Annotated in this window: 21 protein-coding genes; all 21 read right to left on the bottom strand. The window is 33.3% G+C overall.

The features are described 5' to 3' along the window. Positions 1-108 precede the first annotated feature (108 nt). Entirely contained in the window at positions 109-1,032 is a 924-nt protein-coding gene (locus tag HYG84_RS07870) for a quinate 5-dehydrogenase (protein WP_212381867.1), read from the bottom strand. A gap of 67 nt (positions 1,033-1,099) precedes the next feature. Next, the gene (gene dusB / locus HYG84_RS07865) at positions 1,100-2,074 is read right to left on the bottom strand and encodes a tRNA dihydrouridine synthase DusB (RefSeq protein ID WP_212381866.1); all 975 of its coding nucleotides are present in this window, start codon (positions 2,072-2,074) and stop codon (positions 1,100-1,102) included. 111 nt (positions 2,075-2,185) lie between these two features. Then, positions 2,186-2,989 (bottom strand): type III pantothenate kinase, encoded by an 804-nt coding sequence (locus HYG84_RS07860; protein WP_212381865.1) that lies wholly within the window; start codon positions 2,987-2,989, stop codon positions 2,186-2,188. A 33-nt stretch (positions 2,990-3,022) separates the two neighbouring features. After that, complete coding sequence (locus tag HYG84_RS07855) at positions 3,023-3,514, bottom strand: ECF transporter S component (RefSeq protein ID WP_334301089.1); 492 nt, start codon at positions 3,512-3,514, stop codon at positions 3,023-3,025. Positions 3,515-3,738: 224 nt separating this feature from the next. Next, entirely contained in the window at positions 3,739-4,719 is a 981-nt protein-coding gene (locus HYG84_RS07850; protein WP_212381864.1) for a biotin--[acetyl-CoA-carboxylase] ligase, read from the bottom strand. A 72-nt stretch (positions 4,720-4,791) separates the two neighbouring features. Continuing rightward, complete coding sequence (locus HYG84_RS07845; RefSeq protein ID WP_212381863.1) at positions 4,792-5,991, bottom strand: sodium ion-translocating decarboxylase subunit beta; 1,200 nt, start codon at positions 5,989-5,991, stop codon at positions 4,792-4,794. Positions 5,992-6,027: 36 nt separating this feature from the next. Continuing rightward, complete coding sequence (locus tag HYG84_RS07840) at positions 6,028-6,420, bottom strand: biotin/lipoyl-containing protein (protein WP_212381862.1); 393 nt, start codon at positions 6,418-6,420, stop codon at positions 6,028-6,030. A gap of 65 nt (positions 6,421-6,485) precedes the next feature. Then, the gene (locus HYG84_RS07835; RefSeq protein WP_212381861.1) at positions 6,486-6,881 is read right to left on the bottom strand and encodes an OadG family protein; all 396 of its coding nucleotides are present in this window, start codon (positions 6,879-6,881) and stop codon (positions 6,486-6,488) included. A 32-nt stretch (positions 6,882-6,913) separates the two neighbouring features. Next, positions 6,914-8,461: a methylmalonyl-CoA decarboxylase subunit alpha gene (gene mmdA, locus HYG84_RS07830; RefSeq protein ID WP_212381860.1), complete on the bottom strand. Its 1,548-nt coding sequence runs from the start codon at positions 8,459-8,461 to the stop codon at positions 6,914-6,916. A 2-nt stretch (positions 8,462-8,463) separates the two neighbouring features. Next, positions 8,464-8,871, bottom strand: coding sequence for a methylmalonyl-CoA epimerase (gene mce / locus HYG84_RS07825; protein WP_212381858.1), 408 nt, complete (start codon positions 8,869-8,871; stop codon positions 8,464-8,466). A gap of 123 nt (positions 8,872-8,994) precedes the next feature. Further along, entirely contained in the window at positions 8,995-9,939 is a 945-nt protein-coding gene (meaB, locus tag HYG84_RS07820) for a methylmalonyl Co-A mutase-associated GTPase MeaB (protein WP_212381856.1), read from the bottom strand. Between the two features lie 45 nt (positions 9,940-9,984). Further along, positions 9,985-10,383 (bottom strand): cobalamin B12-binding domain-containing protein, encoded by a 399-nt coding sequence (locus tag HYG84_RS07815; RefSeq protein WP_212381855.1) that lies wholly within the window; start codon positions 10,381-10,383, stop codon positions 9,985-9,987. Between the two features lie 25 nt (positions 10,384-10,408). Continuing rightward, entirely contained in the window at positions 10,409-12,088 is a 1,680-nt protein-coding gene (locus HYG84_RS07810; protein ID WP_212381854.1) for an acyl-CoA mutase large subunit family protein, read from the bottom strand. Between the two features lie 521 nt (positions 12,089-12,609). Further along, positions 12,610-14,547, bottom strand: a complete 1,938-nt coding sequence (ftsH, locus tag HYG84_RS07805) for an ATP-dependent zinc metalloprotease FtsH (protein ID WP_212381853.1) — start codon at positions 14,545-14,547, stop codon at positions 12,610-12,612. Between the two features lie 108 nt (positions 14,548-14,655). Further along, positions 14,656-16,038, bottom strand: coding sequence for a tRNA lysidine(34) synthetase TilS (gene tilS / locus HYG84_RS07800; protein ID WP_212381852.1), 1,383 nt, complete (start codon positions 16,036-16,038; stop codon positions 14,656-14,658). A gap of 99 nt (positions 16,039-16,137) precedes the next feature. Continuing rightward, positions 16,138-17,040 carry a protein kinase domain-containing protein gene (locus HYG84_RS07795; protein WP_212381851.1) on the bottom strand — a complete coding sequence of 301 codons (903 nt, stop codon included), beginning with the start codon at positions 17,038-17,040 and terminating at the stop codon, positions 16,138-16,140. Between the two features lie 72 nt (positions 17,041-17,112). Next, positions 17,113-17,847, bottom strand: coding sequence for a vWA domain-containing protein (locus HYG84_RS07790; protein ID WP_212381850.1), 735 nt, complete (start codon positions 17,845-17,847; stop codon positions 17,113-17,115). Positions 17,848-17,983: 136 nt separating this feature from the next. Then, the gene (locus HYG84_RS07785) at positions 17,984-18,703 is read right to left on the bottom strand and encodes a DUF881 domain-containing protein (RefSeq protein WP_212381848.1); all 720 of its coding nucleotides are present in this window, start codon (positions 18,701-18,703) and stop codon (positions 17,984-17,986) included. 325 nt (positions 18,704-19,028) lie between these two features. Further along, a complete protein-coding gene (locus HYG84_RS07780) occupies positions 19,029-19,160 on the bottom strand; it encodes a cyclic lactone autoinducer peptide (protein WP_212381846.1) in 132 nt (43 codons plus the stop codon). A gap of 26 nt (positions 19,161-19,186) precedes the next feature. Next, complete coding sequence (locus tag HYG84_RS07775; protein ID WP_212381844.1) at positions 19,187-19,765, bottom strand: accessory gene regulator ArgB-like protein; 579 nt, start codon at positions 19,763-19,765, stop codon at positions 19,187-19,189. Between the two features lie 130 nt (positions 19,766-19,895). Continuing rightward, positions 19,896-21,245, bottom strand: coding sequence for a sensor histidine kinase (locus HYG84_RS07770; RefSeq protein WP_212381842.1), 1,350 nt, complete (start codon positions 21,243-21,245; stop codon positions 19,896-19,898). Positions 21,246-21,252: the final 7 nt, after the last annotated feature.

Raw genomic sequence — 21,252 nt, 5'->3', positions numbered from 1 at the left:
AAAAATAGTTTAGCCCCTTTTTATGGGCTAATTATTCTGATAAATATATTGTACATATTATAGAATAGTCACTATTAAATGTCAAGGGAAAACAAACCCTTCATAATGCTATATAACTCCTTGACTCTTATTTAAATATTCTATTCTAGGTTTTAAGTCAAGTTTACTCAAAAGTTCCTCATATTCGTTTAATGTCCCTTCTTTCCCTTGCGCTCTAAGCATAGCAACTATTACTCCCTCTATTACATTAGTACCAAAAGATCTACCTTCAAATTCTGGTGTAGTAGTAATAAGCAGTTTTGCTCCTCTATCTTTTAAAAGCCCTACATCTTCTTTTGTAACTGTGTTCGTAATTATTATTTTATCATTCATATTAATAGGCATAAATCTTTTAATATAATGAAAATCTCCTGCTACAACTTCAGCTCTATCAAAATATGTAGTAAACTTATTTGAAATACTTTTATTTTGCTTATCACCTGTTGGATATAAAATATGGAATGGAAGCCGACAAGCAACCGGCGCTACTATCGCTGCTATTCTATGTAGGTTTTTTAATGAATGTATAGGAATATTTATACCAAGAGCAAATATTAAATCTCCTACGGTTAAATTAGACCCACAACATTCTAAACTATCAGCCATACCAAAACGATCCATCGCACTAGTGATTAGTACTCTTTTCTCTTTAAAATTAATGTATTCATTTTGTTGCAAATAATAAATAACATTTTTTTCTAATGTGTTTTTTAATCCTGATCCATCAACTATTGGGGTAATCTTAGCTGCTTCCTTAAGTGGTAGTGCTCCTTTAATAATATACGAACGCCTACCTGCCCATAAATATAAATCAATACCACCCATTCCTATAGCATCAACTTTACCATCTATGCTTTTTATTAAATCAATTGCCTTTTCTATACTACCATCAGTACCAATACGCTCAATAATAAACTTTTCTCCCATTATTTCAGTTTCCACATAATGATCTCTTTTAGAGCTTCCGATACTTATACTAACTACTCTCTTCACTTTAATACCTCCTGGACAAGAAAAAATATATTTCTATTATTGCCCTTTGTCAGAAGGTTATGCTATTTTAAACTTCTATTCCTTCACTATTCAAATATTCTATTAAAACATTTTCCATTTCAACTTTAGTTCCAATTGTATTAATCTTATTTCTTAGGCTTGCTGTTCCCTTTAAACCTTTTAAGTACCATGCAATATGCTTTCTCATTTCTTTAATTCCAATATATTCACTTTTATGTGCAATTACTAGATCCATATGCTTTAGTGCCATAAGAATCCGCTCCCTAGCAGTAGGCTCAGAAATAAGTTCACCAGTTTTCATATATTGTACTAATCTTTTAAATAACCAAGGATTCCCTTGACTCCCCCTACCAATCATAATACCATCACATTTAGTTGCTTTTAATAGATTGATTCCGTCTTCTACTGTAAATACGTCCCCATTTCCGATTACAGGAATAGTTACAGCTTCCTTTACTCTTCTAATAATATCCCAGTCAGCTTTACCTGAGTAGAATTGTTCTCTTGTTCTACCATGGACAGCTATAGCCTTTGCCCCATTTTCTTCAATAATCTTTGCTAATTCCACTGCATTAACACTGTTTTCATCCCAACCCTTACGTATTTTAACCGTAACTGGCTTTACAGATTCCTTAACCACTGCTTTAACAACTTCCCCAGCCAACTTAACATCCTTCATAAGTGCACTACCATCTCCATTTTTTACTATTTTAGGTGTAGGGCATCCCATGTTAATATCTAATATGGCATTTTCGCGATTATTGAGCATATAAGCAGCCTTCGACATAATATTAGGGTCTGAACCGAATATTTGTAGGGCAACAGGTTTTTCTTTTGGATGAATCTTTAGTAATCCTTCAGTTTTCTTATCTTCATAATATAACCCCTTGGAGCTTACCATCTCCATATATACCATTCCGCATCCCATCTCTTTACAAATTAATCTAAAAGAAAGGTCTGTTACACCTGCCATAGGAGCTAAGAAAACAGGATTATCTAAAGTCACATTATCTATTTTCATACTTTTTACCTCCAGTTACTAAGTAGGACAGTTTTGATTCTGCCACGTTGCATATATAAATAAAAATACACTAAAAGCAGTTATATATAATATAAACAATAAAAGCCAGGTTTACACCCAGCTCTTATTGTTTAATGCAATTCGGTCTTCCTTGTTACGTTCATAAATAATATTTAAGCCTTCTAGGGATAAAAACTTATCTACTGTGTCTATACTTTCTGTTTCACTAGCTATTAAAGTTGATAGTCCACCTGTAGCAATTACCCTACAAGAGCTACACCTAATCTCTTTTTTCATCTTATTTACAATATACTCTACTAAACCAACATAACCATATATTATGCCAGCCTGCATACTGTTAACAGTATTTTTGCAAATTACCTTTCCCGGCTTTACAAGTTCTACTCTTGGAAGCTTTGCGGCTTTTTCAAATAGTGCATCACTTGAAATCTTAATCCCCGGTGAAATGGTACCACCTAAGTATTCTCCCGTTTCCGAAATAGCACAGAAGGTTGTTGCTGTTCCAAAGTCTACAATTATTAATGGCCCACCGTATTTTTCATAGGCAGCAATAGCATTAACAATTCTATCTGCTCCAACCTGTTTAGGATTATCGTATTTTATATTCATACCTGTCTTAATACCAGGTCCTACTATTAAAGGCTCTTTATTAAAAAGTTTTCTTGATGCATGTTCTAAAGAATACATAATGTTTGGTACTACTGAAGAAATAATAATATCTTCAACATCATTAATGTCTAAACCATTATATTGAAAGAATTGATGAATAACCATACTATATTCATCAGATGTCTTTTCCTTATCCGTTGCGATTCTCCAATAGTCTATTAACTCTTTTCCACGGTAAACACCTAATACAATATTAGTATTACCTACATCAAAAACTACGATCATTTGTTCACCTTCTCAACTAGTCTATTTTATCTATTATATTTTATAGTTTTTCAAACCTTTCATTACTATATACACTATAACAGAAGAAACAATAGCTTCGGTAATTCCATTTAGCGTGGCAACACCAATAACTGCATTTAACGGTAGATATCCTCTTAAATATACCATAGACAGTACTCCAAGAGTGTTAGTTAGCGTACCTACTATAGCTGCTGGGATAGAATGTTTAAATGCCTTGTAGGTATAGTAGCTCATAACTCCTATAAATAGTCTTGGCAATATAGAAACTAAAGGATCTGCAAAAAAAGGTGATCCCACTCTTAAAAAGCTACTAACTCCAAACATTAATCCTACTATAGTCCCTACCAATGGTCCACCTAAAATTGCACCAATAATAACAGGAATGTGCATAGTGGTTGCATTAACCCCAAGTATCGGTATAGGTATATACCCTATTGGAGTCATACTTAGTACTACTGAAAATGCACCTAACATACCAGCGATTGTTACTTTTTTTGTTGACATTTTTGTACTTTGAATCATTTCGCCACCTCCGTTCCAGCTCTTTACAGATGCCGGACAATTTAAATTTTTCAAAACACTGAGATCTAGTCTAGCTCAAAATTTGATGCCAGCTATTTCACCATATTATTTTAACAGGTTGAAATTTATATTGCAATAATTATGATAAAATTAACGAAAAAAAATCACAGTTTAGTTATAATTTCATTATTAACAATGGGTCTGTTTTATATGTACCCATTCTCACCTCTAATTGAAACCTCTCCCGATGAAATTAATTCTTTGCTACCATCATCCATCTGTACTAATAATAGTCCTTCGTCGTTAATATCTATAGCTCTAGCTTTTTTTTCTAAATTCCCTTGAATAATTTTAATTTCTTTTCCTAATATAGCAGAATAGTTTTTAACTATAACTAAAGTTTCATCTAAATCTAAATCCTTAATATAGATATTATATAATACCTCAAAGTTTTTCAAGATATTAACTACTAGTTCCCTGCGATCTATTTTTTTACCTCCTTCAATAAATAGGGATGTAGCTTTTTCCTTCAATTCACATTCAAATCCATCGGTATTTACATTTATACCTATACCTACAATAATATAGTTAACTTCGTTTAATTCTCCAGCCATCTCAGTTAAAATCCCACAAATCTTTTTGCCATTAATAACAATATCGTTTGGCCATTTAATTAAGGCATTTAGACCCGTTAATTCTCGAATGGCCTTGCATACAGCCGCTGCTGCTATTTGTGTCATCTTGACCCCTTCAGTAGGTGGTATATTAGGTTTTAAAACTAAGGACATCCAAATTCCCGTACCTTTAGGCGAAGACCAGCTTCTCCCTCTTCTTCCTCTACCCAGTAGCTGTTCTTCACTTAAAATAACAGTCCCATCTTTTAGTTTGTTGGCCTCTTTTTTAGCATAGCTATTAGTAGAATCAATACTATCGAAATAAACAATTTGCTGGCCCATAGTATTGTTAGAAATAAGTGCTTCTATTTCCTTAGGTAAAAGTTTATCTTTCATTTCAAGAAGCATATACCCCTTTCTAGGAATAGTTTCGATATTATATCCTTCTTCCTTTAATGCATTAATATGCTTCCATATAGCAGTACGAGAAACGCCTAGCTTAGTTCTTAACACTTCTCCTGATATATAGTTTCCCTTATTAATATATAACTCTTCTAGTATTTTACTCCTCATTTTTTCACTCCTCACCAGCAGAAAAAGATACGGCTATGCACCGTATCTCTTAACTGAATATAATATTTTCCCTTAACCAAACAATGTTAATAATACACCTGCCGCAACAGCAGATCCAATTACCCCTGCAACGTTAGGTCCCATAGCATGCATTAATAGGAAATTACTTGGATTTTCTTTTTGTCCAACAACTTGAGAAACTCTAGCTGCCATAGGTACTGCCGAAACTCCAGCTGATCCTATAAGTGGATTTACTTTACCACCAGATAGTTTATTCATTACTTTTCCAAGTAATACTCCGGCTGCTGTACCTACCCCAAAAGCAACTATACCTAGTGCAATTATTTTAAGCGTTTCTAATTTTAAAAATGTTTCTGCATTAGCTGTTGCTCCAACACTTATTCCTAGTAAAATAGTTACAATATTAATTAATTCATTTTGTGCTGTTTTAGAAAGACGATCTGTTACTCCAGATTCCTTAAATAGGTTTCCAAGCATAAGCATACCAACTAAAGCTGTTGCACTTGGCACTATTAATGAAACTATAATAGTTACCATTATAGGAAAAACTACTCTCTCAACCTTTGATACTGTTCTTAATTGCTCCATCTTAATCATTCGCTCTTCTTTTGTAGTAAGCGCCTTCATAATAGGAGGTTGAATAATTGGAACTAGTGCCATGTAAGAGTAGGCTGCAACCGCTATTGGTCCTAGAAGATGAGGTGCTAACTTAGAAGTTAAAAATATTGCTGTAGGTCCATCTGCTCCACCTATAATTCCAATAGAAGAAGCTTCTTGAGCTGTAAAGCCAAGCACTGTGGCTCCAATGAATGTAAAGAATATTCCAGCCTGTGCTGCTGCCCCTAAAAATAAGCTTTTTGGGTTAGCAATAAGTGGACCGAAATCAGTCATTGCTCCAACACCTAAGAAGATTAAAGGCGGAAAAACCCCTAGTTTGATTCCCGAATTATAAATATAATACAATAATCCTCCTGGTGAATCAACATACATACTTGCAGGTATTCCTTTTTCTATCATGTCAGCTGTAGGTGAACCTAATTTTAATAAATTTGCTCCAGCATCCATTATTCCAGATAGAGGTAAATTAACAAGTAACATACCAAAAGCTATAGGAATAAGCAGTAAAGGTTCGAAGCCTTTTGCGATTGCTAGATATAGTAAAACACATGAAACAACTATCATAAGTAGTTGACCACCTGTCATGTTTACAAAACCTGTGGTCCCTAAAAATTCCACAACTATATCAACCATCTGTGCATCTCCTTTCAATTGTTTTAGGTGCTTTTATTATTTAAGAGATACTAGAATATCTCCACCATTTACTGCAGCACCTTCAGCAACATGAATAGATGCAACAACTCCATCAGCTGGAGCCATAATTTCATTTTCCATCTTCATAGCTTCTAAAATTAGAAGTACATCCCCAGATTTTACTTGTTGACCTTCCTTAACTTCTATCTTCCAAATGTTTCCCGGCATTGGTGCCTCAATAGTTGTAGCACCTGCTGGAGCTGCCGATGGCGCTGATTTCGCCGCTGGAGATGGCTTTGAAGCTGCTGGTTTTGCCACTGGTGCTACTGGAGCTGCAGCTCTTGGTGCAGGCGCTGGCATACCATCCTTAATTTCTTCTACTTCTACATCATAGGAAACACCATTTACAGTTATATTAAACTTTCTCATCGTACAATTCCTCCTTAATAGTAGTTTAGATTATAATGCATTGTTTTAATATGTAATTCTTTAAATTAAAGCTTATTACTAATTTGATCTACCCTTCCCATTTTAGCCCAAGAAGGTGTTTGATCCGATATACGAGTAATATTTCTAACAATAATGTTATGAGTGGAAGTATTTAAGCTAGCAGCTACTGCAGCTGTAATAACCGCTACAAGCTCTGTATTATCCACTGTTTCTTCTTCTACAACTTCATCTTCAATAGTAGGAGAAGGTTTTGAATCGACTATTTTTTTAGGTTGAGATTTACCTACCACTTTTTGCATAATAATAATAGCAAAGTATAATATAGCTAATGCTGCAAATACTATACCGACTCCCACAAGTGTTACCATTATACTGCCTAAAAACTTCTCTCCCATTGTCATAGTATCAATGGAAACTTTCATTCTTTCCAGTAAGTTCATATATTAATCACCTCTTTTTTCTATTGAAGGATCTATACTGGTAAGTTACCGTGTTTTTTAGCTGGTCTACTCTCTCTCTTACTTGCTAGCATATTAAGAGCATCTACTATTCTTGGTCTAGTAGCCGATGGCTCTATAACATCATCAACGAAACCTCTTTCTGCAGCTTTATAAGGTGTAGCAAACTCTCCTTTATATTCGTCAATTTTTTGATTTCTTGTAGATTGTGGGTCCTCAGAATCTGCAATTTCATTTTTGAATATAATGTTAGCCGCTCCTTCTGGTCCCATTACCGCAATTTCAGCAGTTGGCCAGGCAAGTACCATATCAGCACCTAAATGTTTACTAGACATAGCTAAATATGCTCCACCGTATGCTTTTCTAACGATTAATGTTATAAGTGGTACCGTAGCTTCACTATAGGCATAAAGCATTTTAGCACCATGACGAATAATTCCACCATATTCTTGGCTTGTTCCAGGTAAAAATCCTGGTACATCTACAAGAGTTAATATTGGAATATTAAAGCAGTCACATGTTCTAATGAATCTTCCTGCTTTGTCAGAAGCATTAATATCTAAACAACCTGCCAATACTTTAGGTTGGTTTGCAATAATACCTACAGACTGTCCATTAATACGAACAAAACCTGTAATCATATTTTGTGCATAATAGGGTTGTACTTCAAAGAAATCTGAATCATCTGCAATAGCTGTAATTATTGCCTTCATATCGTATGGCTTATTTGGATTTTCTGGCACAATTTCATCTAACTCTGGAATAATTTTGTTTATATCATCTTCTGTATAGAAAACAGGAGCAGTTTCCATATTATTAGAAGGTAAAAAGCTAAGTAATCTTCTAATTTCTTCTATACAAGCCTCATCATTCGCTGTTACAAAGTGTGCTACCCCACTAGTTTTATTGTGTGTCATTGCTCCGCCAAGGGCCTCTGCACTTACCTCTTCACCAGTTACAGTTTTAATAACTTGTGGACCTGTAATAAACATTTGACTTGTTTTATCTACCATAAAAATAAAGTCTGTTAGTGCTGGAGAGTATACTGCTCCACCTGCACAAGGTCCCATAATTGCAGAAATCTGTGGCACTACCCCAGAAGCAATAGTATTTCTGTAGAAGATATCTCCATATCCAGATAGAGCATCTACTCCCTCTTGGATTCTAGCCCCGCCAGAGTCATTCATACCCACTATTGGCGCTCCCATCTTTAATGCTAAATCTTGTACCTTGCAAATTTTCTTTGCATGCATTTCCCCTAATGATCCACCTACAACAGTAAAGTCTTGTGCATAGGCATATACCAATCTACCATCAACTAAACCATAGCCTGTTACAACACCTTCACCTGGAGAATCTACCTTTTCCATGCCGAAGTTAACGCATCTATGCTTGATAAAGGCGTCTAATTCTACAAAACTTCCTTCATCAAATAAGAGGTTAATTCTTTCTCTAGCTGTCAACTTACCTTTTTCATGCTGGCTGGCAATTCTTTTTTCGCCACCACCAAGCTCAATCTTTGCTTTGCGGTTACGAAGGTCTTCTAATTTGTTTATGGACATTTTTATCCCTCCCTCTCACTTAACTCCACAAGAACTCCACCTGTACTTTTAGGATGACAAAAAGCTATTTTAGCCCCTCCTGCTCCATATCTTGGCTTCTCGTCAATCATTCTTACTCCCTTTGCCTTCATCTCTTCAATGGCTTCCTCTATGTTATCTACTCTAAAAGCAATGTGCTGGATACCTTCACCTTTTTTCTCGATGAATTTTGCAATTGGTCCATCATCTTCTGTAGACTCTAAGAGCTCTACCTCCGTATCACCTACTGGTAAAAATGCAACCTTTACTTTTTGTTCTTCTACAACCTCTGTACCTGCACACTCAAGACCTAAAATATCTTGGTAAAACTTCAATGTTTCATCTAAATTTTTCACAGCTATTCCAATGTGATCCACTTTTTTAACATTCATGGGTAAGTCCTACCTTTCTTTAATTTTATTTAAACAAAGGCTTATATGTAAGCTTTTTAAATTAAATAAGCCTTTATTGAACGTATGTTACGAAAAGCGTATATTATAATATTTTATACTCTCCTATACGTTAGAAAACTGCATTATTTTATTTATTATTTGCCTGCTGGCACTATATGGATCTAAATCTCTATTTGCAACCTGCTCAGATAAAGTATGAATATCCTCCTGGCTCTTTGCATCTCCAAGTATTCTTTTCATTAATGTTTGTTGAGTTAAATCTAATATTTCTAATTCGCTATTTTTAGTTCTTCTTTTTATTAGTTGCCCAGAAGTTTCTAAGTAGGCTCTATGCCTTTTTAGTTCTTCTACTAACTCATCAATACCTTTATTGTAAAGGGCCACCACTTCGCAAACAGGAGGCCGCCACTCACTATGATTAAAATCTAAGGCCATTTCTATCTCTACCTTAGTTTTTGAAGCACCATCACGATCTGCTTTATTAATAGCAAACACATCACCAATTTCCATTATCCCTGCCTTAATAGCCTGAATATCATCCCCCAGGCCAGGCACCATTACCATAAGTATTGTATCTGCCGCCTTTACAATATCTACTTCTGACTGTCCAACCCCTACTGTCTCAACAAATATATAGTCACATCCATAAATATCAAGAACCTTTGCTGCCCCCAGAGTAGATTTAGAAAGTCCTCCAAGATGTCCCCTTGTACCCATACTTCTAATAAAAACACCTGGATCAGTATAAAGATCGGACATCCTTACCCTATCCCCTAAAATAGAGCCTCCCGTAAATGGGCTAGTAGGATCTATAGCAATAATTCCAACAGTTTTACCTTCTTTTCTTAAGGCTTTAGCTAATTTATCAGTAAGAGTGCTTTTTCCAGCTCCTGGAGGTCCTGTAATACCAATTACTTGAGCCCTACCAGTATTTTTATAAAGTGCTGTTAATAGATCAATAGCCTCTTGATCGTTGTTTTCAAACATAGTAATAAGTCTGGCTGCTGCTCTCTTATCACCATTTAAAAGTCTTTCGGCTAAATTCATAATGACACCACCTAATTTGTCTTTAATGCCACACTATATATATTCTTATCTCTTTAAATTATTCTTAATAAAATCTATAGTAACCTGTGTAGGTGTTCCTGGAGTGAAAACTTCTGCAACTCCTTTTTCTTTTAAAAAAGGAATATCTTCATCTGGAATTACTCCACCACCAATAACTAATGTTTCATCATAAGCACCTTCTGCCTTTAAAAGCTCTACTACCTTTGGTAATAAATGGTTATGAGCGCCAGATAAAATACTTAATGCCACTACTTCAACGTCTTCTTGTACAGCTGCTGCCACTATTTGCTCAGGTGTTTGTCTTAGACCTGTATAAATTACTTCCATACCCGCATCCCTTAAAGCTCTTGCAATAACCTTTGCACCGCGATCATGTCCATCTAATCCTGGTTTTGCCACCAATACTCTAATAGGTCTTTCCATGAATATGAGCCTCCTTTATACTATATTATAGAATAACGCTTTGTTGATATTCACCAAATACTTCCCTAAGCACACCACAAATTTCTCCTAGAGTTGCATATTCCCTTACTGCATCTAAAATAAACGGCATTAAGTTTGAATCTCCTTCTGCTGCTTTTCTTAAAGCTTCTAGCTTCTCTTGTACTTCATTATTATTTCTTTCCTCTTCAAGACTTCTAATTTTTTGCTTTTGAAGCTCGCCAACAGCTGGGTCTACTCTTAAAAGTCCCTTTGGAGAATCCTCTTTAATTTGGAACTTATTCATACCAACTACAACTCGATCTCCACTTTCAATCTGTTTTTGATACTCATAAGAACTGTCCATAATTTCTTTTTGTATAAATCCTTTTTCTATAGCCTTAGGTGCTCCACCTAATTCTTTAATTTTATTAATATAGTCCATAGCTTCATTTTCAATTTTATTTGTTAAGCTCTCTACATAATAAGAACCAGCGAGTGGATCTATCGTTTCAGCTACGCCACTTTCATGAGCAACTATTTGTTGTGTTCTTAGAGCTATTCTTACAGACTCCTCTGTCGGAAGTGCAAGGGCCTCATCCTTAGAGTTAGTGTGTAAAGACTGAGTACCTCCAAGGACTGCCGCCAATGTTTGTATAGCTACACGTACAATATTATTATCAGGTTGCTGCGCAGTTAATGTACAACCCCCTGTTTGTGTATGAAACTTAAGTTGCATAGACTTTGGATCTTTTGCTCCAAAGTAATCTTTCATAATTTTTGCCCATAATCTTCTTGCAGCTCTAAACTTTGCAACTTCTTCTAAAAGATCGTTGTGAGCATTAAAGAAAAATGACAATCTTGGGGCAAATGTATCTACATCAAGACCTGCCTTAATAGCTGCCTCAACATAAGCTATACCGTCTGCTAATGTAAATGCAACCTCTTGTACCGCCGTAGAACCTGCCTCACGGATGTGATAACCAGAAATACTTATTGTATTCCATTGTGGTACTTCCTTTGAGCAGTACTCAAAAATATCAGTTATTAATCTCATTGAAGGCTCTGGTGGGAAAATATATGTACCTCTTGCAATATATTCTTTTAATATGTCATTTTGAATGGTTCCTCTAAGCTTATCTGAGGATACCCCCTGCTTTTCTGCCACCACAATATACATTGCAAGTAGCACAGACGCAGGAGCATTAATAGTCATAGATGTACTTACTTTATCTAATGGAATACCATCAAATAAAATTTCCATATCTTTTAGTGAGTCGATAGCAACTCCAACCTTACCTACTTCACCTTCTGCTAATGGGTGGTTTGAGTCGTATCCAATTTGTGTTGGAAGGTCAAAAGCAACTGATAGTCCAGTTTGCCCCTGTTCTAATAAATATTTATAACGCTTATTAGACTCTTCTGCTGTAGCAAATCCAGCATACTGCCTCATAGTCCAAAAACGTCCGCGATACATAGTAGGCTGAACACCTCTCGTAAATGGATACTGTCCGGGGAATCCTAGATCATCTTCGTAATTAAATCCTTCAACGTCTGCCGCTGTATAAAGTCTTTCTACTTCTTGGTTAGATCCTGTTACAAACTGCGCTTTTCTTTCTGGAAACTTAGATAAAGCTTTACCAACCTTATTTTCGTTCCAATCATTTTGTTTTTGCCTCAATTGCTCAATACTTTCCTTCTCAAACATTTCTTTTCCTCCCTCATTTTTCAAATTGAAGTCCAAAAATATATTCTTTCAATTTTCAAGTAGAGCTCTTATATCACTTATTATACCTTAATCACTATGATTACAGTAGAACAACGCCTTTGTAAATTTAAAAATTTTTATATATTTTGTTATTTGCAAGTTTTAATTCATCGCTTGCACACACTGAAATATATATTGCACTACTACATGTTATTCTACAGCTTTTTCCTCATAGTTGCAACTTATTTTATAAAAATTACACAAATTTTGTAACTATTCTATAACTCGCAGCAAATTATAACTATTCTTAATATATACTTTCCATAAACCCCACTAGGGCAAAAGCTTCGTTGATTTTTTTAAAAACAATATAAGTCTATATCCATATCAATATTACCCTATTATTTATTACTACTAACATTATGCTTCTTTAAATAATCCATCTTTAACAATACAACTTATACTTTCATTATACTATAAAATAACCCCAGGGATATCCCTGAGGTTATTTAAAATGCTATTTACTTATCTTGTTCTTTATCTTCTTCTTTTTCTAGAGCTACTCCATTGTTTTTTCTATTCTTCTTAGCTTCAACAATTTTTGTTTCAACATCTTCTAATGTGTCTTTTTCTTCAATTGTTACTTCACCGCTAAAAATCATTTCAAATTGATCTGCATCTAATGTTTCAATTTTTAGAAGCGCTTGAGCTACAGTATGAAGCTTATCGATATTTTCAGTTAATAGTTCTTCTGTTCTTTCATATGCTTCATCAACAATTCGTCTAATTTCATTATCGATTTCAGCTGCCACTGCCTCTGAGTAATTTCTTGTGGAGTGGTAGTCTCTACCAATAAATACTTCTTCATCATCACTAAATGCCATAGATCCTAGTTTCTCACTCATACCATATTTAGTTACCATAGCTCTCGCAATTGAAGTTACTCTTTGAAGGTCATTTTGTGCCCCTGTACTTATATCATGTAGTACAAGTTTTTCTGCCATACGTCCTCCTAAAAGATCAACAATATCGTCTTCCATTTCTGTTTTAGTAGCATAATATTTGTCCTCTGTAGGTAAAGTCATGGTGAACCCACCAGCTCTACCTCTCGGAATAATAGTTACTTGGTGCACAGGGTCATAACCAGGAAGTAACCTAGCAATTACAGCATGACCTGCTTCGTGATAAGCAGTTAATTTTCTTTCCTTTTCACTTATTACACGACTCTTCTTCTCTACACCAGCAATTACTTTAGTAATAGCTTCTTCCACAGTAGCCATTTCTATAGTTTTGCCATTTTTTCTTGCAGTAAGAAGTGCAGCTTCATTCATAAGATTTTCAATATCAGCTGGGGTAAAACCAGGGGTTCTTCTCGCAAGTACCTTTAAATCTACATCTTCTGCTAAAGGCTTGCCTTTTGAATGAACCTTTAATATTTCTTCTCTACCTTTAACATCGGGTGCTCCTACCATTACTTGACGGTCGAATCTACCAGGTCTTAATAGTGCAGGGTCTAAAATATCAGGTCTATTAGTTGCAGCTACAATAATAATACCTTCATTTACACCAAAACCATCCATCTCAACTAGCAATTGGTTTAAGGTTTGTTCTCTTTCGTCATGACCTCCACCAAGTCCCGCACCTCTTCTTCTACCAACGGCATCAATCTCGTCAATAAATATTATACATGGTGCACTTTTCTTTGCTTGTTCGAAAAGATCACGTACACGAGATGCACCAACACCTACGAACATTTCCACAAAGTCAGAACCACTAATACTAAAGAAGGGTACTCCTGCCTCACCAGCAACAGCCTTTGTTAAATAGGTCTTACCTGTTCCTGGAGGACCTACCATTAAAATACCCTTTGGTATTCTAGCACCTAAATCCATATATTTTTTAGGGGTTCTTAAAAAGTCTACAACTTCTTGTAGTTCTTCTTTTTCTTCATCTAATCCTGCAACATCCTTAAAAGTTACCTTTTTCTTCTCATCATCTTTGTGAAGTTTTGCACGGCTTTTGCCAAAAGACATTACACGGTTGCCGCCACCCTGAGATTGTTGCATAAATACAAACCAAAACACCACAAATATTAAGATCATAAGAGCTGAAGGTAGTAAGCTGACAAACCAAGGCGTGCTTGGAGGTGGTGATGCTTCAAATTTTAGCTTCTTTGCTCTCATTTGTTCATCTATTACCTGACCAAATTCCCTTTCATTAAATACCTCTGGCACAAAAGATTTAAATTTAACCTTCTCATTGTTTTGTATCATAACTCCTTCAATAGAGCGATCAACCAAATACATCTCTTTTACATTTTCCTCTAAAAGCGCTTCATATAGGCTAGAGAATTCAATATCTACTGTTTGCGGGGGCTGGCTTCCAAATTGTTGAACTATAATTAGCAAAATAATGAACAGCAAGATATAAAAACTGGCCCCTCGAAAAAATTTCCTCAAGCAAAGTCCTCCTCTCGTCTCTGATGCTCAAATTACTACATTTTAATATTTTACCATAGTATATATTTAAAAACAACCGAAATACTACCATTAATTAGCACATGCTTTTTAATCATTATAAAATACTATTTCTAGTATACGGGTAGTCTTATCTGTTATTTTATATTTTTCACTAATTCTAAGTCCTACTATCCACATAATTTCATCCCCGTCACATACTAAAGGTATTCTATCCCTTTCATCTCGGTCGATTTTATAGTCAATAAAAAAATCCTTTAGTTTTTTACTGCCAGTTAAGCCTAAAGGATAAAAGCGATCTCCTTCTCGACGATTTCTAACATTTAATATACTTTTAACTTGGTCGTAGTCAAAACATTTACGGTATTTATCTCTAGAAATTTCCTTAACTTCTCCACGATCTACAACCCTAACCGCGAAGCTTCCTTCCAACTCTTCCATATAAAAGGTGTCTTCCAATGGCAATTCATAATGAAATAACTTGTTGCCCTCTTCTCCGGTACTAAAACAAAGATTTTCATAGCTTATTTTAGCAACTAATCCTAATGGTAGAACTATTTTTTTACCAGTAGCTCCTCTTTCAATTAACTCTAATACATTTTGTACATGTTTATATTCTAAAACCTCCTGCCTGCCTAATAATTGTTCTGCTGATAGTCGAATGACTCTAGATTGAAGGGCTGGATGCAACTCTTTTATACTTTGTAATGGTAGTATTAAGCTATCGTCCCTTTGTAAATTTACTAGTTCTTTATAAACCTCCCTTGCCTTTTCCTCTATAAAGTCAAAATCCTCCTTTAATATTTCTGCAGTTTTAACTAGATTATCCTTAATGTTTGGATTATAGTTTTCCTCTAAATATGGAATTAACTCTAGTCTAATTTTATTTCTTTTATATATAGACTCTAAATTAGTTTTATCAATCCTTGGGGAAAGTTTATGTATTTCGCAATATTCTTCTATACTATTCCTATCAATATTCAATAGTGGTCTGATAATTTTCCCACGATTAATATGTATTGCTGTTAGCCCTTGAAGTCCTGTGCCTCTTAAAAGTCTCATAAGCACCGTTTCTGCCTGATCGTTTTCATTGTGAGCTACAGCAATTTTAGTTGCACCAACTCTCTCTGCAATCTCTTCGAAAAAGTCATATCTAAGTATTCTTCCTGCTTCTTCTGGAGATAATCCATTTTCCTTTGCATATTGGGGCACATCCATACTTTTAATAAAACATAAGATATTCAAATCGTCACAAAGATTAGATACATATTGAGCATCTATTTGTGCCTCTATACCTCTAAAGTTATGGTTTAAATGTGCACCGTATAACTCTAAATTATACTCCTCTCTTATCTGATAAAGTGCATGTAGCAAACACACAGAGTCTGGCCCCCCAGATATAGCTACAATAATTCTATCGCCTTGCTCTATAAGATTATTATCTTCAATTATTTTTCTCATTTTATCTAGCATATTATATTCATCCTTCATCTTTCGTCCTTTTACCTAAACTATTTCGGTATTAGTAATAATATTCCTGCTTGTTATATATAATAAGTACTATTTAATTTTTTATTTAACAAAAATTAACCATAGAGTAGAAATTAATAAAGATATGCTCCCTACAAAAAATAAATTTATTCTATAATTTATATTCTTCTTTTTTATAATATGTTGCTTTTTCCTCTCTTTATTATATAGTGTTAGTAAAGTATTTGCAAAAGCTTTGATATTATATTTTTTTCCATCTAACACTCCTATAATATTCCCTTTTAAGTCATTATCTATGGCCTTATAATTTAATTTTTCTTTTATTTTAATTACAGATTGAATTCGGGGATTAAGGTCTATTCCTAATATTAGCTGAATTAGAATCATTATAGCACTAAATAAGTCATATGAATCCTCAGAAATACGATCTCCACATTTCCAACTAGCTCTATCATAAGCGGGTGTAAACTCTTTAATTGTAGAGCCTATCTTTACTACCCCTCCTAGATCAATAAGCCTAATAGCATTTCCATCATTATTAACCATAATATTATCTAACTTTGTATCTCCTAAGATATACCCTTTTTCGTGAAGTTCCCCCATAAATTTTAATAAAATTATTACTGTGCCTAATGCATCGACTACAGTTGTTTTTTTATTTTTGCTGTAGCTGTGTAACGTAACACCAGGAATATATTCTATAACTATAAAATAGTAGATTTTATTACCAATGTCTATATCATCTATTTCATAACCTTTTACAACAATATCTATTCCTTCTAGCTCCTTTAAAAGCCAGTACTCCCTATTAAGAGAAAGATTATCTTCACTAAGCTTTAGTGCATACTTCTTATTGCTAGTCGTGTCTATAACTTGATAAACTGCGCCTATGCCACCTTCACCTAGCTTCTTAATTACTCTATATGAATTGTTATTCCATTTACCTTTTATAATATTATTAGGAAATAATATAGGTAATTCCATTATAACACCCCCTGGATTTAAACAACAAAAATAGGCAGGGTTTTTTACCCTACCTAAATAATTAACTTATATTTAAATAATATACTCATTTACTTCTATTACTTCACTATCTTTAAATCTAACCATATTAGATTTATTTATTAACTTTATAGCTTCTTCAATGGCTAAAGCTGTAGGGGTTCCTCCCTTTGGCTCTACATCATAAAGACTTCTTTCTAGCCTATCAGGAGCATCATCAAAATTATGTAGCACCTTACAAGCATGAGTATCCTCTCCCGGAAAAGCTATAACTGCTACATCCATTTTCCCCCTCCTACCTTTAAAGGAATGTATTAAATCTAAAATACTATGTCTTGCCACATGGATTTTATTTGCCATACTGCCGCTACTATCCAAAAGAATACAACACTGTACACCTACATCATCAGAAAAACTATCAATATAATTTAATATTTTGCTTCTAGATGCAGGCTCCATACTATTAATATCTTGACCTATCATTTCCTTTAATTGCTTACTCACAACCTCTTGAAGGGTTTGGTTTACAGTTTTATATGTTAAGCTTTGCATTGTTTGAAACAGTTCATCAATGTAGCTATATTCATAACTGCCTCCTCCTGCCTTCGCTATATGTACAATTTCATTTAACGCATCTTCATCAGAACCTTTTTGATCTACAATTCCTATAGTATTAACAATAATTCCATTTCTATATGCCTTTGCTGCAGACTCTACAGGGTTACTACCAACATTAGACTGACCATCAGTTACAAGAATAATCTGCTTAATAGTTACATCTCTTTCCATGTTACAATTCCCTCCTTTGTTTTTTAGGAATTGTTTCCAAAACACAAGAGACTTATACAAAACAACTAATATACTGGTAGAGATTTAAATATCCAACTAAATTATTGTATAATGATTGCTTAAATATACTAATTGATCACAAAATAGGTTTCGCATATTTATAATTAATAGATTTATTATATCTAGGAACCACAATGTTGTTCTGCTTTTTTATATCAGCTTTAAAATATCCTTCCTTTTCGATTCCCCACATAAATCCAAATGGTAAAGTTAGCGCATTTTTTAAAATATCAGAATCTCCAACTGCTAAAATCTCTATGGGTGATGTTATTAGGGATGAATTGACAAACAACCCACCTTCCCTATAGTTAATTTCAGTTAAAGCTGTATATCTTTGATCATTAATAGATATAGCTTCTGCACCTGAGATATTTAATGTGTTTATTAAAAACAAGAGCATAGCTATTATCGCCTCCTCATGTTCTTTTGGACGATATCTATCTTCTTTATCAGGTTCAAAAATTGTAATTGATATTCCTAAACCTTCTACACTCTTCTGCCCCGATATAATACGAAATTTACTTAAATCTTCTTGAAGTATCCTCATCATAGTACTATCAGCTAATTCTATTTCTTCGTATTTGCTAATCTCGCTATCTAACTTAATTACCATATCATGTAGTTCCTTTTTTTCTTCGTTTAAATCCTCTAACTCTTTTAATAATTGTTGAGCTTTTTGAGAAGTTAACAAAGATTTATCAGTCAGTGCTTTAACAGTTGTATATTGGATAGTTATTAGCATCCCTATAGTTAGACCACATATAGACAAATATAAACCCCTTTTATAATTGATCATAGATTATCTCCCTACTATATTAGAATCCAATTTAAATAACATTATTTTACCTTGAAGATGTCTATTAAAGTCCCTTTATTATTTATTAAAACTGATTTAACAAAATGTTCTATTTTAAATTCTTTAGGGGCTGACATAGCTTATTAATTGTATAAAACAATATTTTAAAATTATTATTTCCTCAACTTATTATAGTAATCTTAATAAAAATAACAATGTTAATTACTAATTAGCAATTAACATTGTTATTTCTTATTTCTTTTAAGTCACCCATTCCCAAGGATGATCACATGTTTTAAAACTTAATCTCTCTACCCTAATGCTATTAGTTTTTTCTTAGTCTGTTTGGGCATTTAGGCTGATATAAAAATCCTACACAGTTGATTTCTGCACCTAAATTAGCTGATTGAGCTGCTACTACTGCTAGCACGTTTAATAAAATATTTCCCTTTTTCATGGTAAAATCCCCCTTCTTTAGTTTTATTATATTTTTTTATTGATTAATGGGGTTAATGTAATAGATTCTGATAAAAATGCAAAAACCCCAATATTGCAATAATAAAGTGTTGTAGCTCTTGCTAAGTAGATTATTATAATTCCTAAAGTAAATAAGACAGCAAATTTTAAACTTCGTTTTCTATATATTGAATATTCCTTTGGTGTTAATCTTTTATTTTCAGTATCTACTGGAGCATATAAAAATATTAACGTATTAGCTATAAATAATAAAATTAATGTTAAGTAAAATGGAATTGATATAATTTTAAGAGTTCCTATTGTAAGAAAGATAAACATTATAGTTGCAATAAAACATCCTAAAAACGTTTTTGCATGATATCCTCCTGCATTAATTCTCAATATAAAAAAGGTAGATGCGAAAATAGTCATCTCTATCATTATATTAAAAATATAGGAAATAGTAGTAAGTAACACTATTTTAGTTAATAATGAAAGGAACACCTCTAATCCATATTTATAAATATCCTTATCATCATTGTTAATAACTTCGCTATTTATTAATCTATTAACTAAACTTTCAGCTACAAAATTAATTATCTCCACCCACCCTTCAAGAAATCAATTTATATAATTTCAAAATATTCTGTCCTATAATTAAAATATCACTTGTCCAAATTTTATTCAATATACATTGCATAACTGGTCGTTTAAATGTAATAATTAGCATAAAAAATTAAATATTTAACTGAAAAGCAACACTTTCTTTGGCGGGCAACGCTATATCTACTATAAATTCTGTACCTTTATCTTGTATTTTCATAACTCCATTATATTTATTAACTGCTTTTTTTACATTTCTAAGGCCTAAACCATGATTTTCTTTATCAGCTTTTGTTGTTACAAATCTTCCTAACTTATCATTGTTATAAATAACTTTATCACTTTTGCTATTTTCTATCTTAATAATCATATGTATATCTTTCATATAAATTTTTATATCAACCTTAGGCGAAAGATGGGGGATTTTTTCACAGGCTTCGATTGCGTTATCAAGTAAGTTTCCCAATATAGTGGATAAGTCCACAAAATCAAATGGTAGCTTTGTAGGTATATCTACATCAACGTTAAAATCAATTTTACTTATTGTCGCCTTCTCTTTCTTCATATTTAGTACAGCTCCTACTACAGGATGATACACATTAACTATTTCGTTCAAATCTACTACATCCTTAGACAGGTTTAAAATATATTTTTTTGCCTCTTCTAGCTTTCCTAGTTGAATTAGTCCATATATAGTGCTAACGTAATTATTAAAGTCATGTCTTTGAGCTCTTAAGGTTTGAATCACATCCTGAATATGCTCTATGTATATGTGCTGATTTTCATATTCTTTTTCTCTCATCTGCCATAGAAATTCCATTTTTTGCTGATCTATCATCTTTTTAATAATCCAAATAATAATACAGCTAACTATAATAGCAGCTATACCCATTCCTATAATATAGGCACTCTCTACCTTACTGTTTACATCTGCATAGCTATAAAAAATAAATGCCATAAAAACAGCAAGTAAATTAACAATTATTAATATTAAAATTGGATAAATACTTAACTGTTTAACCCGATTAAACATTTCTTTAAAAACTTTTTTCCTATAATGTACAACTAAGATAAATATGGTTCTAGTCAATATTACTGCTATCAATTTATAGTAGTTAATCTCCAATAGCATCTTAGGTGGAATCCTAAAAAATATACTTATAATATTCACTATTATCAATTCTATTAGCAATATTAATAGTAGTCCAAGAGATAGCAATATAAAAATTTTCAAAAGTTTATTTTTATCAAATATAAAATTAAATATTAACGTTAAAGAAATTACTATCATAATAAATCCAGTTATAGTTACTAATCCTGCTGTTGTATTGATAACAGTGTTACATAGGATTGCAAACAATAATAATAAATATGTTCTTAAATTTTCTTTTTTAGGATTATCTGTTAAGCATTTTATAAAATAATACAGTAGATAAACATCAATTACGTTAGTAAAAAAATTCATCATAACCAAACTTGTCATATGTAAT

It is taken from the genome of Alkaliphilus sp. B6464 (assembly GCF_018141165.1).
Classification (GTDB): domain Bacteria; phylum Bacillota; class Clostridia; order Peptostreptococcales; family Natronincolaceae; genus Alkaliphilus_B.
Note: the sequence above shows the minus strand (reverse complement) of the source record. Positions and strands in the feature narration are given on the sequence as shown.

What these genes read in the sequence shown, in the direction of transcription:
- HYG84_RS07785 (WP_212381848.1), bottom strand. Translation starts at nt 18,703, where the DNA reads ATGATCAATTATAAAAGGGGTTTATATTTGTCTATATGTGGTCTAACT.
- HYG84_RS07770 (WP_212381842.1), bottom strand. Translation starts at nt 21,245, where the DNA reads ATGACAAGTTTGGTTATGATGAATTTTTTTACTAACGTAATTGATGTT.
- HYG84_RS07840 (WP_212381862.1), bottom strand. Translation starts at nt 6,420, where the DNA reads ATGAGAAAGTTTAATATAACTGTAAATGGTGTTTCCTATGATGTAGAA.
- HYG84_RS07850 (WP_212381864.1), bottom strand. Translation starts at nt 4,719, where the DNA reads ATGAGGAGTAAAATACTAGAAGAGTTATATATTAATAAGGGAAACTAT.
- HYG84_RS07860 (WP_212381865.1), bottom strand. Translation starts at nt 2,989, where the DNA reads ATGATCGTAGTTTTTGATGTAGGTAATACTAATATTGTATTAGGTGTT.
- tilS (WP_212381852.1), bottom strand. Translation starts at nt 16,038, where the DNA reads ATGCTAGATAAAATGAGAAAAATAATTGAAGATAATAATCTTATAGAG.
- HYG84_RS07835 (WP_212381861.1), bottom strand. Translation starts at nt 6,881, where the DNA reads ATGAACTTACTGGAAAGAATGAAAGTTTCCATTGATACTATGACAATG.
- HYG84_RS07790 (WP_212381850.1), bottom strand. Translation starts at nt 17,847, where the DNA reads ATGGAAAGAGATGTAACTATTAAGCAGATTATTCTTGTAACTGATGGT.
- HYG84_RS07815 (WP_212381855.1), bottom strand. Translation starts at nt 10,383, where the DNA reads ATGGAAAGACCTATTAGAGTATTGGTGGCAAAACCAGGATTAGATGGA.
- mmdA (WP_212381860.1), bottom strand. Translation starts at nt 8,461, where the DNA reads ATGTCCATAAACAAATTAGAAGACCTTCGTAACCGCAAAGCAAAGATT.
- HYG84_RS07810 (WP_212381854.1), bottom strand. Translation starts at nt 12,088, where the DNA reads ATGTTTGAGAAGGAAAGTATTGAGCAATTGAGGCAAAAACAAAATGAT.
- HYG84_RS07795 (WP_212381851.1), bottom strand. Translation starts at nt 17,040, where the DNA reads ATGGAATTACCTATATTATTTCCTAATAATATTATAAAAGGTAAATGG.
- dusB (WP_212381866.1), bottom strand. Translation starts at nt 2,074, where the DNA reads ATGAAAATAGATAATGTGACTTTAGATAATCCTGTTTTCTTAGCTCCT.
- mce (WP_212381858.1), bottom strand. Translation starts at nt 8,871, where the DNA reads ATGAATGTTAAAAAAGTGGATCACATTGGAATAGCTGTGAAAAATTTA.
- HYG84_RS07780 (WP_212381846.1), bottom strand. Translation starts at nt 19,160, where the DNA reads ATGAAAAAGGGAAATATTTTATTAAACGTGCTAGCAGTAGTAGCAGCT.
- HYG84_RS07855 (WP_334301089.1), bottom strand. Translation starts at nt 3,514, where the DNA reads ATGTCAACAAAAAAAGTAACAATCGCTGGTATGTTAGGTGCATTTTCA.
- HYG84_RS07845 (WP_212381863.1), bottom strand. Translation starts at nt 5,991, where the DNA reads ATGGTTGATATAGTTGTGGAATTTTTAGGGACCACAGGTTTTGTAAAC.
- meaB (WP_212381856.1), bottom strand. Translation starts at nt 9,939, where the DNA reads ATGAATTTAGCCGAAAGACTTTTAAATGGTGATAAGAGAGCAGCAGCC.